Below are 13,080 nucleotides of genomic sequence, written 5' to 3'. Positions count from 1 at the left end.
AGCTCCAGACTATGTCAGGGAATAACCCACTGAATAGAATGCGCATTGTACACCATAAAAAGCCATACAATCGACCCTGTCACAGGGAATTCCATGGAGGTACCGGAGCAATTCAACAACAAAAAAATGGATAGAACTTTCAGACATGATCTGAAATTTCTATCCATTATTAACGCAGCTCAGCGATAACGGTGATACAGCGCTGAAGCGGCGGCGCTGACCAACAGGACGGACGCTGCCCAAAGCGGATTGGCGATCGTAATGAATGTCGGTATGGCGAGTAGCAAAAGCATGCCCGTATGGATGGACAGTCTCACTCGGTTGACGGCATGTTCACGCAGCGCGGCGGGAAGCGGATAGATGTGCACCCACAGATGTTCGCGGTAGTACCGCTTCAAATCAGCCAACTGCAGTGCCCCGAAGCCGGCGAAGACCGCGTAAATGATCACACGGGTAATGTCGCCCGGTACTAGCGCCAGCAGAATGACACCGACCACCGTTAGACGAACAATGATACCGAACAGCTCCGAGCGCAGCCAAACGAGCGTATACAAATACGGGTAAGCACGGTCTCGCCGAAACCGGCCGGGACGGACAGCCCAATCGAGCCAATGCATATTTCTGGCTTTACCTTGGACCGCAGGAACGTCAATGAACCAGTTCAAAGTACGATACACGCTGCCCTTATGGGTCCGTTCCATGTCTATCAGCAAACCCCAGTTAACGATATACTTGCGAGCCAACCGCAGTCCGGCGAGGTATGCAATGGCTAACAACGCGAACACCAGAATGCCGTACAGCGGGTGCAAAACGAACAAAGCATACGCACCGGCAGCACTCATGCTCCATCGGAGAGCGGCAAATCCCAGACGGGAACGTCTTTCTTGGAGCTGCAGCTCCAGCCATTTTCCCTGTGTAAGGATATAGGCGAACGCGAGCCAAATGGCAAGAATGACGACAAACATCCAACCGCCGGAAGGCGTCAGTTTGTGGTATACAGGCCAGACGAGCAGCCATGCCGCGACCACTGCAACAATGCGCTTGAGCAATGCACGATTCACAGCGGTTCTGAGGTACGCGTCCATGGCATGTTCGCGCGGAAGCAGAAACAGCGTGTCCGCTTCCTGCAGATAAGTACGGATGCGCCCGCCTGCCAGCGCAATCAGCATCACCGCGGTCACTAAGAGCTCCCAGGGAAACGCCGGGTGGACCCACAACAAAAACTGACGGTAGCCGATCGCACCCAGCAGGAAGGCCAGTCCTGCAGACACGGCTGCACCCTGAAGCGCATAGTGCAGATACGGGCGGATTTCATTCAGGAACAGCGCGCTTCTCTGTCGGTATAACGCTTGGGTATCCATCAATGTAGATCGCCCCTTGTCACCAGATCACAGAACACTTCGTCCAACGGCGCGGAGGGCATGCCGGCAGTCTTCTGCAGCGCCGCCACATCCCCGGACGCGATAAGTTTGCCTTGGTGCAGCACCAGGAAGCGGTCGCAGTAGCGCTCGATGGTTGCCAGAATGTGAGAGCTAATGAGGATCGAAGCGCCGCTTTGCTTTACACTCACCATTAATTCCAACAGCGAACGCATACTGAGCGGGTCTAGCCCGAGAAAGGGTTCATCAATGATATATAATTCGGGCTGGACGAGAAAAGCGCACAAAATCATGACCTTTTGCCGCATACCCTTGGACAAATGGGACGAGAGTCGCTCGGTCAGCTTGTCCATCTGAAACTGCTTCAGCAGCGGCTCCGCTCGCTGTTCAAAAACGCTGCGCTCCAAGCCGTATGCCATAGCGGTCATCTCCATGTGCTCGCGCACCGTGAGTTCCTCGTACAATAGCGGACTCTCAGGCACAAAAGCAAGCGTCTGTCGGTATGACTCACGTGAATCCTCGAGCGTCCGCCCTTTCAAACGTATTTCGCCTGCGTGGGGCTGCATCAAACCAAGAATGTGTTTGATCGTCGTGCTCTTGCCGGCGCCGTTTAATCCGATCAGTCCGACCATTTCGCCGGGCTGCACATGAAATGTCAAATTATGCAGCACAGGCTGAAGTCGGCTGTATCCCCCGGTGACGCCGTTTACTTCGAGAATAGGCTTCACTGTCGTTCCCCCTTGGTATCTCTGTTTCTCTTAGACTAGCGGAAAAAGAGGGACTTTTCCAGTCGACCGCGCCGGAGAGCACGGCAGAAGCTGGATTCTCCTCGCGTAGAACTCAAGTGTCAAGCGCAGCTTAAACGCTCAGCAAGCGCTCACACCATCCCAATCCTATGGCGGTCCGGCAGCAAAGTCGATGATTATCCCAGCAGGCCATACTTGCCCGAATCCCCGGCACTTGACTGGTGCCTCGAATGGCAGCCACTCATGGTCCACGTTGGGAAAGAGACAACACGAAACTGTTTCCCCCGCTGACGCTTCGTTCTGACTGCAGACAACCGCATAGACAAACTAAAAAGCCATCCATTCTTCGTAGGGAAGAATGGATGGCTGGTTCGCGCGCCACCGCAGAGGCCGCACGCGTTGTCGGAGCAACCACACGGTGCGATGCCAGACGATTTTGTGGAAGTAGGGTGGGACCTTCATAGTGTCTCGTCATTTTTTTATCTCCCGGATGCCCTTCGCGGCCCCGTGGCACTGTGGCCCCGTGGCCCTCTGGCCCGCTCACCCTTTGGACGTGCCAAGCAGCTGCTGATCACTTACATACACAGAATCGTCGGTTGGCGCGGAAGCGTCGGTCGACGCCGGCTCTTGTTCTACGCGGAACTGATTTTCGCTCTTTGCGATTACCACCGTCGCCACGCTGTTGCCGATAATGTTAGTTATCGCGCGCGCTTCAGACATGAAGCGGTCAACGCCGAGCAGCAGGGCCATACCTTCCATCGGAATAACGTTGCCCGGAATTGCGGACAATGTCGCAGCCAATGTGATAAAACCAGAGCCGGTCACACCTGCGGCGCCTTTCGAGGTGAGCATCAGCACACCAAGCAGGGTGAGCACTTGCAATATAGTCAATTCAATGCCATACGCCTGCGCGATGAACAGTGCCGCCATGGACAGGTAAATTGACGTTCCGTCCAGATTAAACGAATATCCTGTCGGAACAACAAGTCCGACAACCGATTTGGAGCACCCGTATTTCTCCAGCCGATCCATCAATCGGGGCAAAGCGGATTCGGAAGAAGAAGTACCGAGCACCAGCAGCAGTTCATCTTTGATGAATCTAAGAAGATTGAATAGGCTGAACCCATAAAATCTGGCGACAGACCCTAAAATGATAACGACGAACAGGAACATCGTGATATACACGGAACCCATCATTTTACCAAGAGAAGTCAGAGAGCCAAGGCCGAACTTCCCAATCGTGTAAGCCATCGCGCCGCCTGCCGCGAACGGGGAGAAGCGCATAATCAGTGCGACGAGTCTAAAGAAAATCTCATTCATTTGCTCAAAAAAGCTGGTAACCGGCCTTGCTTTTTCCCCGAGTCCAGCCATGGCCAGACCGAACAGGACGGAGAAGAAAAGCACAGGGAGCATTTCCCCTTTGGCCAGTGCGCCGACAACGCTATCCGGGATAATGCTAACCAGGAAATCGACAAACCCGTGAGGTGTTTCCGCAGCCTGCTGCGTGAACTTTTCCACTTCTGCCGCGTTAGCGCCCACTTTGCTCGTGTCCATGCCCGTACCTGGGCTCACCAAGTACATTACGCCGATACCGATCGCCATGGCGAAGGTCGTAATGATTTCGAAGTAGAGCAGCGCTTTGCCGCCGATGCGGCCGACCTTTTTCATGTCACCCATGTTGGCGAAGCCGATAACAATCGTGAAAAACACTATCGGAGCGATAACCATCTTGATGAGCTTGACGAAAATATCGCCGAGCACCTTCAACTGAACACCGACCGCCGGGAAAAATTGCCCGATGGCGATACCGAGCACGATAGCGAAGAGCACTTGAACGGTCAGGTTTTTGAAATTGATTCGCATAAAAAGACCTCGTTTCTGTGAAAATAGGATGAAGTAGCCACCTGCGATGATAGATATGTCAACGGGTGCGGCACAGCATTTCTAAGCACCTGCCGGCGAAGGAAGCGGTTTCTTTTGCCCAGGTGAACGTATCTGGCCGTAGATTACAAAATGTTATTCCAATTTATTGGAAAACCGCAGCTTGCCCAGCCAAGGAAGGCTGTGAATGAGTTCATTCCCTATGTTGACTTTGTGGATTCAATGTTATCGCTTTCAAAAATAAATGTGAATCATTTGATCATATTGGTGCTTTTGGTCTTTTTGTTCATGACGTGTTTCCGCATAAAAAAACCATACTCCGCAGGTATACCAATGCTGAGAATGGCTGTGATTTGGATAGACTCCGATAAATGTGAACAATTCACGATTCGTACGCCAAAACATATTTGTGCACAGGGCGCCCGACTCCGTATTGGAGATCGATGCGCACCCGGCCCGATTTTTCCAAGAATTCAAGATAACGCCGGGCTGTGACACGGGCGATACCCACGCCCTCGGCCACCTCTTCGGCAGACAGCGGCGCACGTGTATGTGCGAGAAACGCGGTGATCTGCTTCATAGTCACCATCTGCAGCCCTTTCGGAAGCTGTACTGCGATAGCGCCAACGTCCTGTGGACCGGGCCCGGTCGACTCCGCCTGACTGGCCGAGCCGAATAGCAGCCGATCCAAATCATGTTGTGACAGTGCGCTATTATTCTCTAGCATTTCCTTCATATTGCGATAGTGGTCGAGTGCTTGTTTCACACGTTCGAACTTGAACGGCTTCATGATGTAGTCGATGGCTCCGTTTTGCAGCATACGCTGAATGGTGTGTTGGTCTTTGGCGGCGGAGATAACCATCACATCCACGGACAGCTGCTCCCGCCGGATCTGGGTCAATGTTTCAATGCCATCCTGCAGCGGCATAAATATGTCGAGAATGACCAAATCGGGCTGTAATTCACGCAGCAGCCGCATGCCTTCCACCCCTGAGCCGGCTACGCCAACCACTTTAAAAGCTTTCACTCTTTCAACAAACTGCCGGTTGACCTCCTGAACCATAGGATCGTCTTCAATTAGCAGTACTCTAATCGTGCGGTCATACATTCATGATGTACCTCCTTGCAGCAACACTTATTTTCAGCTTCACGCTAAATCCGTTAACTGTGAGGTCTCCTGTGCGGGACCGGTGAACGGAAAAGAGATCAAAAATGCCGTTCCCTCGCCAGGCGCGGAATCTATGCTTATGGTGCCAGAACCCTTCTGCACAATGTCGGCGATGAGGAACAGACCGATGCCGCGGCCGTCGGCCGCCTTGGTGGTGAATCCTTTTTCGAAAATGCGCTCACGCGTTTCCGCAGCCATACCGCAGCCGTTGTCCTCCACGAGGATGGAGAGCACCTCGTCATCCTGCTCAATACTGATAAAAATCTGCTTATCCATTTGTTCCTGGTTGGCATGCAACGCATCGAAGGCGTTTTCAATCAAATTGCCCACCAAAACGACAAAATCGTGATGATCGAGCCGCCCCGGAAACCGCTCGAGACGGCTTTGCCGGTCGATGGTCACGGTGATACCGAGTTCCGCGCCGCGGCTTATTTTTCCGAGCAGAAGCCCCGTCAGGCTGTCATTCTTAATCCGCCCGCTGAGAAACCGGGTCAGCTCTTCTTTTTGCTCTGTGATTTCAAATAAGTACTCCAGTGCTCTCTCCTTGCTGCCAAGCTGGATGAGTCCGCCGATCGTGTGAAGCTTGTTCATATATTCGTGATTCTGTACCCGCAGCGCGTCAACGAATGCTTTTACGCCGGTGAGTTCTTCAGCCATTCGCGTGACCTCCGTGCGGTCCTGGAAAATCGCTACGGCGCCGACAGTTTGACCGTGAACCTTGATTGGCACCCGGTTACTCATGATGTGAGCGGAGCTCACGTACAATTCTTGATTGTAGATCGGATGATTGAAATCCAAAATCTCAGGCAGCCGCGTGTCGGGTATGACCTCGCGAATCGGCCTGCCGATCACTTCGCCTGCGATGCTCAGCATTTGTTTGGCCTTGTCGTTGAAAATGGTGATGCGCTCATTTTTGTCGATGGCGATGACGCCTTCGTGCATCGCATGAAACGTCGCGGTGCGCTCAACGAGCAGACGGGCGATCTGGTGAGGCTCAAGTGCGAACATCTGCTGCTTGATGTGCTGTGCGAGCTTCCATGAGCCCCAGATGCCGAACAATAGCGACAGAAGCAGAATGACATAAGCTTTGCCGCTTAAATCTAGCAGCACCTCGCTGCCGGTCGGGAGCAGGTGGCCGACCATGACGACGCCGATCTGCACATGATCGGCGTTCATCACCGGCACGAATGCGCGCAGCGCCGTGCCGAGCTCTCCCTTCGCCTTGGACACGTACGTGTGCTCGGCAAAGGCGGATCCTTCATCGGCACCTTGCGAAGCGGTGCCGATCATCCCTTCAACCGGGTGGGACAGCCTCACCCGGTTCATATCCATCACAACGACATAGGTCACGTCGTTGATGATGCGGATGCGCTCTGCGGCGGGCTGCACCGCGGGGCGGTGACGCTCGTCGGCGATGGCGTTCGCCACCTCGGGCAGCTGCGCTACTGTCCGCGCAGTGACAAGCAGGCGCCGGCCGAGCTCCTCTTCTCTGAGGCTTATAATGGAGCCGACGAGTATCGTCCCGCCGATCAGCAGGGAGAAGACGACGATGCCGAAGGAAAGTATGGCTATTTTCCAGTTGATTTTCAGACGCTGCAGCATACGGCCAAGGCCCCCTCCGTGACGTGTCACTACCATCTTACAATAGGAGGGACGGATAGTTAAGAGTGTAAACAACAAACCCCGCTTTTGCCAGGACCTGCGCAAATAGCGGGGTGATAAAGTTTGTGTGGACCCTCAGTCCATGATTACAGCGAGCCAAGCAATGTCTACGCCCCGCGGCCGCCACCGCCGCCGCCTTCGCTGCCGCCATGGCCGCCGCCGCCGGTGCCGCCGCCGCGCGTTTTTTCTTCTTTTTTCCTCTGCTCTCCACCTCCACTTTCCCGCTTGCCGGCGCTACCACTTTCGGACGAGCCGTCCTTCTCGCTGCCTTGCCCGCCGGTCGAGCCGTCCTTCTCGCTGCCTTGCGCGCCGGACGCGCCGGACTTCTCGTCTTCTTGCCCGCCGCCATCGCCGTCCTGGCCGCCGCCTTGCCGATCACTTGGCGGCTGCGTGGCACCGCCCTGTGATTCGATCAGCATGCGCAGCTCCTCCCGCTCGACCGTAAGCTGCCGTTGCGCCTCATCATATTGTAATTGGCGCATGCGCTTATATTGCTGCAGCTGGTCGCTCAGCTCCGGATCCGGGGGCCGACTTTCGGCTCGCTCCGCGCCTTGCCCTTGCTGTTCGCCTTGGCCCTGCTGCTGCTGGCCGCTGTTCTGCTTATTGTCGCCTTGCCGCGGGCTGTTTCCGTTCTGACCGCCGTCCTGATGTTGATGCAATTGGTCGTCGCCGCACCCGGCGCACGAGATAAACAATAGAAAACAGAATAAGAAAGAGAACAGCCCTTTCATGCCCGCTACACCTCCGTGGAACAGTAATAACTGTATTTTGCCCTCGCGATTGGAAAACATTTATGTCACACACAAGTTGCATATATGTATACAATTGCATACAATTAATATAAAACCATATGCATAATTGGAGGAATCGGGCATGGCGGAAACATACCGTAAATCGAGAGTTGAGCACTACCTGGAACGTCTGGAGGTTCGCAGGCAGGCGCTCAAAGGCCAGTTGGAAATGAGCGAGCTTGAACCTTCACGTGAGTTTATCCGGGGGCAATTATCCGCCACGGATCTCATTATTTGCGAAATAGCCGCCGAGTTCGGTTTCGACAAAGCGAAAGAAGAAGGGGGAGAATCGAATGGAGGAAAAAGTCATCCGAAATGAAGCAGTTCCGGTGGCTCCGCGGCATCACAGCATGACCGGATTTCAGCTCATGAGAAGATTATTGTTTCTTTTTCTGGGCGCGTGCTTTGTGTCGGTAGGTCTGGAGATTTTTCTGGTACCCAACTCGATCATAGACGGCGGTGTCGTAGGAATCTCTATTATTGCATCTCATTTGAGTGATGTGCCGCTGGGCGTGTTTCTGTTTATTTTAAATCTGCCGTTTTTATTTCTCGGGTATAAACAGATCGGTAAAACATTCGCACTATCTACACTGTTCGCAGTGGTTATCATGTCCATCGGCACCACACTCCTGCATCCGGTCAAGCCGCTGACCATTGACCCGCTGCTCGCAGCTGTGTTCGGCGGGATTATCCTGGGCATAGGGGTTGGTATAGTGATCCGCTTTGGGGGATCGCTCGACGGCACTGAAATCGTTGCCATTCTGGTGAACAAAAAGTCACCTTTTTCCGTCGGCGAAATCGTCATGTTTATTAATTTGTTCATTCTCGCGAGCGCCGGATTTGTTTTCGGTTGGGACCATGCAATGTACTCGTTGATAGCTTATTATATTGCTTTTAAAATGATAGACGTGACCATTGAGGGCTTTGATGAGTCCAAATCGGTGTGGATTATCAGCGATGAGTACCGTGAAATCGGTGAGGCAATACTGGACCGCTTGGGACGCGGCGTGACATATTTGAACGGCGAGGGCGGCTTTACCGGGGGAGAGAAGCGTGTTATATTTTGCGTGATTACCCGCTTGGAGGAAGCGAAACTGAAATCGATTGTAGAGGAGCTCGATGCCACGGCGTTTTTGGCGGTAGGCAATATCCACGACGTGAAGGGCGGACGGTTTAAGAAGAAGGACATCCATTAGCGTTGCATGCGGCAATCCCTAAGATGCGATCAACTCTATCAAGTTCAGCGGAAAGGCAGGCGTGTGCACCCGTGAAATCATTTCTGGGCATAGCCGTCATTGTCGTGTTGGGCTTGACTGCTGCAGCCGTGATCGGATTTTATCCGGTGCTGTCGCAGGCTCCCACGGTATATGATGACGAGCAAGAGGGGTTCGATCAGCAAATTGTCATCAAGTTCAGCCATGTAGTTGCGGAAAATACTCCAAAAGGGCTGGCCGCGCAGCAGTTCGCCCGGCTGGTCGACGAGAGGACGCAGGGGCGCGTGAAAGTCGAGGTGTATCCGAACGGCGTGCTCTACTCGGAGCCTGATGAGATTGAAGTGCTGAAGCAGGGGAATGTGCAAATGATAGCTCCATCCTTCCCCAACCTGTCCAAGCTCCAGCCTGCCTGGATGGTGCTGGATTTACCTTTTGCATTTCTCAGCCACGAGGCGGTGCGGGAGGCGTTTGACGGCAAGCTGGGCAGGATGCTGTTCAACCAGCTGCAGCAGGAGGACATGGTCGGATTAGCTTATTGGGGCAACGGATTTAAACAAATGACCAACAGCGGGCGGCCCATTCTCCGTCCGTCCGATTTGCGCGGACAGCATATACGGACGATGCGCAGCGACTTGCTGGAAAGGGCGTTTCAGATGTTCGGCGCGCAGACGACGCAGATGCCGTTTAATCAGGTGTACCGCGGGTTAGAGAGCGGAATGCTTGACGGTGAGGAAAACTCGATCTCGAACATATACTCCAAGAAGTTTTTTCAGGTACAAAAGTATTTGACCATTAGCAACCACGGTTACCTTGGGTATGCGGTGCTGATGAATCGAACATTTTGGAACAAGCTGCCTACGGACATTCAGGCGCAAATCCGCGATGCGATGAAAGAGACCACGCAGTGGGCGAACGTGAATGCGATTCGTCTGAATGACCGGCAGCTGGAAGAAATTCGACAGATTCCCGACCTCGAGATCCATACGTTAACCGACGCGCAGAGGGCGGAGTGGATGCAGGCTTGGGAACCGCTCTATAGAGAGTACGAGTCGGTCGTAGGCAGGCAGTATATCGACGAGATACGCGCGCTGCAGCACAAATATGCGGGTTCATTGGTGCCGTAGCTCAATATTGTATATAAGAAAATTTGATGGAAGTCATAAATTGTTGCTGCTTGTCACGGCACAGACATGTGCGGTATATTGCAGTTTAATGGCGATACTCACACGGGAGAGGCAGGATGAAGCCAATTATTAGCGGTTCGGGGGAGTAACACATGCGGAGATTGGAAGGGAAGCGAATCGCCCTCACGGGGCCGAGAAAGGCGGCGGAGCTCAGCGTCATCGTAGAAAAGCTGGGGGGTATACCGCTGCTACGACCGGCGCAGGGAACGGTTGCGGTAGAGAGGCCTCAGCTGGAGGCTGAGATTAGACAGTTTTTGGATCACGGTGCGGATTGGATCATACTCACTACCGGAATCGGTACGGAGATGCTGTATGAGGCAGCAGCGGGACTCGATGCCGCGGACGTTTTTGTCGAGCGTTTAAAGCAAACCAAAATAGCCGCCAGAGGCTACAAAACCGTCCGGTATCTGAAATCTTTAGGCTTGACGCCAACGGTCCGCGACGACGACGGTACGACGCGCGGCATTTTGCGGGCTCTGCAGCCGTATGATTTGCGCGAATGCCGGGTGGCATTGCAGCTATACGGGGACCACGCTCCTCAGCTGGTCGCTTGGCTTAAGCAGCAGCAGGCGGATTATTATGAGATATTGCCATATCAGCATGTCCCGCCGGAGTTGGAAGTGCTGGACATGCTGCTGTCCGAAATAATTGGTGGACAGGTGGACGCAGTCACATTTACCAGCACGCCGCAGGTCCGGTTCATGATGTCCTACGCGCGGCGGCAAGGCAAAGCCGACCAACTGCTGGCCGCCTTCCAGTCGGGCACCGTGGCGGTTGCGGTGGGTAAGGTCACTGCCGAAGCGCTGTGGGATGAAGGCGTTGAGCGGGTGGTAGCGCCCGCGCCGGACGAAGAGCGAATGGGCAGTATGATCGTGGCCCTGGCCAAATATTACGAGAGCCAATCTCCCGCGTGACGCGGTTTGGCCCGATTTTAGAGGATATGGTATACTTTCCAAAAAAGTTGCCATATCTTTTGTTTGTGGGCGGAAAACCGGCGAATAGCCAGTGCGTGCTACAGCTGCGGGATGTGTCGGAGCGGATCGGCTCCAAAACCATAGTCGATCGTCTGTCGCTAGACGCGTCCCCGGAGAGGTGTTGGGCTTCCTCGGTCCGAATGGCACGGGCACAACCAGCATCCGCATGATGGTAGGTCCACCACGGTGATCGTATCGAGCCATTTGCTGTCCGAAATGGAGCTTTCACAACGAGACAAGCCGCCTTCTTGTTTGGCCGTCCCTTCGTGCCGGGCATGACGCTGGGATTTTCAGTGCGATACTTGCGCTGTATTGGCTTGTACTGTACGGCGTTCCCTGGCTCTTGTTCACTAAGCGGGATGCAGCCGGGTAATACTGTATTACAAAAAGGACAGTGGGAGTTGACCACACGATGGATTCACTGGCGGAGTTTACGTTGACCATACTGGAAACGAGTGACATACATGGTTATATGCTGCCCATTGAATATGCGAATAATGAACCGACCGAGCAAGGCTTCGTCAAAATTGCTACGCTAATTGCACAACAACGGGAACGGAATCCCAACCTGCTATTGATTGATAACGGGGATTTAATCCAAGGCACGCCGCTTGCCTATCATCACGCACGTCTGAATGCGGATGCGGCGAACCCGATGATCCGCTGCTTGAATGAGCTGCAATACGATGCGGCGGTGGTTGGCAATCATGAATTTAACTACGGGCTTCCGCTGCTGAAGAAGGCGGTACGCGAATCGGCGTTTCCTTGGCTGGCCGCGAACGTCGTGGATGCCGGAAGCGACAAGCCGTATTTCGGCACACCTTATCTGTTGAAACAGTATGAGAATGGGCCGCGAGTAGCGGTCCTCGGTCTTATTACGCACTACGTGCCGCACTGGGAGAAACCGGAGCATATTGCAGGGCTGCGCTTTTTGGACACGGTGGAGACGGCCCGCCAATGGGTGTCCTTCCTTCGCCAGGAAGCAGGGGCCGACGTGATCGTCGTCTCTTATCACGGCGGCTTTGAACGTGATCCTGATACGGGCGAGACCACTGAGCCGCTCACCGGCGAAAACTTGGGCTATGCTCTATGCACTGAGGTGGAGGCGATAGATGTGCTGCTCACAGGTCATCAGCATCGTACCATCCACAGCCGCCAGATCAATGGAGTGACAGTCCTACAGCCCGGAAGCCAAGGCGCGTTTGTGGGGAAGGTGGAGCTGCAGCTGCACCGGGGACAGGACGGAAAATGGAGCATCACGGCCGCAGAGTCGGAGCTGCTATCCGCCAAGGGTGTCGCTCCCATGATGAGCGTTGCGAAGCTGCTGAAGGAGCATGAAGAGCTGACACAAGAGTGGCTCGACCAGCCGCTCGGCAAGGTCGCGGGTGAAATGCGAATTGCAGATTCGATGGCTGTGAGGCTGAAAGATCATCCGCTGATCGAGTTCATTAATAGGGTCCAAATGGAGGTTTCCGGAGCCGCTATCTCCATGACAGCATTGTTCGATAATGTCTCGCCGGGTTTTCCGCCGGACATCACCATGCGCGATATTGTGTCGAACTACGTCTATCCCAACACGCTGCAGGTGATCCGCATCAGCGGACGGGATATCAAAGCGGCACTGGAGCGGTCGGCTTCCTATTTTGCTACGTACACGGGAGGCCCCGTTCAGGTGAATCCAGCATTCAGCCAACTTAAGCCGCAGCACTACAATTACGATATGTGGGAAGGCATAGAGTATAAATTAAACATATCCCGCCCGGCAGGGCACAGGGTGGAGGACCTGAAGTTTCAAGGGGAGCCGCTTAATTTGGATCGGGAATACGAGGTGGCGATGAACAATTACCGCGCGGCAGGCGGAGGCGGATATACCATGTTTCAGGGGAAGCCTGTCGTACGGGACATTCCTACGGACATGACAGAGCTCCTCGCTAACTACATTATGGAAAAGGGCACCATCGAGGCCAGTCTGAATTCGAATTGGGAAGTTGTATGGGATGGAAAAAGCCAGACGAGGAGCGGTCAGACGGGGGAACTGCAAACGTAATCTGAATCGATGCCCGAATGGCGCATCTAGGCAC

At 54.0% G+C, this 13,080-nt stretch carries 11 protein-coding genes and 1 pseudogene; 6 read left to right on the top strand and 6 right to left on the bottom strand.

The window, feature by feature from the left end:
- Window positions 1-179 precede the first annotated feature (179 nt).
- From CBW46_RS13400 to CBW46_RS13375, 6 genes are all read right to left on the bottom strand, one after another.
- A complete protein-coding gene (locus CBW46_RS13400; protein ID WP_089200504.1) occupies window positions 180-1,361 on the bottom strand; it encodes an ABC transporter permease in 1,182 nt (393 codons plus the stop codon).
- Window positions 1,361-2,107 carry an ABC transporter ATP-binding protein gene (locus CBW46_RS13395; RefSeq protein ID WP_089200503.1) on the bottom strand — a complete coding sequence of 249 codons (747 nt, stop codon included), beginning with the start codon at window positions 2,105-2,107 and terminating at the stop codon, window positions 1,361-1,363. Before CBW46_RS13395 ends, CBW46_RS13400 begins: the two co-directional genes overlap by 1 nt.
- 558 nt (window positions 2,108-2,665) lie before the next feature.
- Window positions 2,666-3,988, bottom strand: coding sequence for a dicarboxylate/amino acid:cation symporter (locus CBW46_RS13390; protein WP_089200502.1), 1,323 nt, complete (start codon window positions 3,986-3,988; stop codon window positions 2,666-2,668).
- 400 nt (window positions 3,989-4,388) lie between these two features.
- Window positions 4,389-5,114, bottom strand: a complete 726-nt coding sequence (locus CBW46_RS13385) for a response regulator (protein ID WP_089200501.1) — start codon at window positions 5,112-5,114, stop codon at window positions 4,389-4,391.
- 39 nt (window positions 5,115-5,153) lie between these two features.
- Window positions 5,154-6,776 (bottom strand): ATP-binding protein, encoded by a 1,623-nt coding sequence (locus CBW46_RS13380; protein WP_089200500.1) that lies wholly within the window; start codon window positions 6,774-6,776, stop codon window positions 5,154-5,156.
- Window positions 6,777-6,943: 167 nt separating this feature from the next.
- Entirely contained in the window at window positions 6,944-7,627 is a 684-nt protein-coding gene (locus tag CBW46_RS13375) for a hypothetical protein (protein WP_133253982.1), read from the bottom strand.
- An 82-nt stretch (window positions 7,628-7,709) separates the two neighbouring features.
- Between CBW46_RS13375 and CBW46_RS13370 the strand changes: the two genes are divergently transcribed.
- The 6 genes and pseudogenes from CBW46_RS13370 to CBW46_RS13340 all read left to right on the top strand — a co-directional run bounded on the left by CBW46_RS13370 (window position 7,710) and on the right by CBW46_RS13340 (window position 13,046).
- The gene (locus tag CBW46_RS13370) at window positions 7,710-7,946 is read left to right on the top strand and encodes a hypothetical protein (protein WP_089200498.1); all 237 of its coding nucleotides are present in this window, start codon (window positions 7,710-7,712) and stop codon (window positions 7,944-7,946) included.
- Between the two features lie 31 nt (window positions 7,947-7,977).
- Entirely contained in the window at window positions 7,978-8,823 is an 846-nt protein-coding gene (locus tag CBW46_RS13365; protein ID WP_089200574.1) for a YitT family protein, read from the top strand.
- A 71-nt stretch (window positions 8,824-8,894) separates the two neighbouring features.
- Window positions 8,895-9,965 (top strand): DctP family TRAP transporter solute-binding subunit, encoded by a 1,071-nt coding sequence (locus tag CBW46_RS13360; protein WP_243633304.1) that lies wholly within the window; start codon window positions 8,895-8,897, stop codon window positions 9,963-9,965.
- 152 nt (window positions 9,966-10,117) lie between these two features.
- Window positions 10,118-10,939: a uroporphyrinogen-III synthase gene (locus CBW46_RS13355; RefSeq protein ID WP_089200497.1), complete on the top strand. Its 822-nt coding sequence runs from the start codon at window positions 10,118-10,120 to the stop codon at window positions 10,937-10,939.
- A gap of 104 nt (window positions 10,940-11,043) precedes the next feature.
- Window positions 11,044-11,177: pseudogene (locus CBW46_RS22310) on the top strand (bacitracin ABC transporter ATP-binding protein); the annotation flags it as partial.
- A gap of 234 nt (window positions 11,178-11,411) precedes the next feature.
- On the top strand, window positions 11,412-13,046 hold the full coding sequence (locus tag CBW46_RS13340; RefSeq protein WP_089200496.1) for a bifunctional metallophosphatase/5'-nucleotidase: 1,635 nt from the start codon (window positions 11,412-11,414) through the stop codon (window positions 13,044-13,046).
- Window positions 13,047-13,080 lie beyond the last annotated feature (34 nt).

The sequence above is a fragment of the Paenibacillus xerothermodurans genome, assembly GCF_002220865.2.
In the GTDB taxonomy this organism is placed as follows: Bacteria; Bacillota; Bacilli; order Paenibacillales; family NBRC-103111; genus Paenibacillus_S; species Paenibacillus_S xerothermodurans.
Note: the sequence above shows the minus strand (reverse complement) of the source record. Positions and strands in the feature narration are given on the sequence as shown.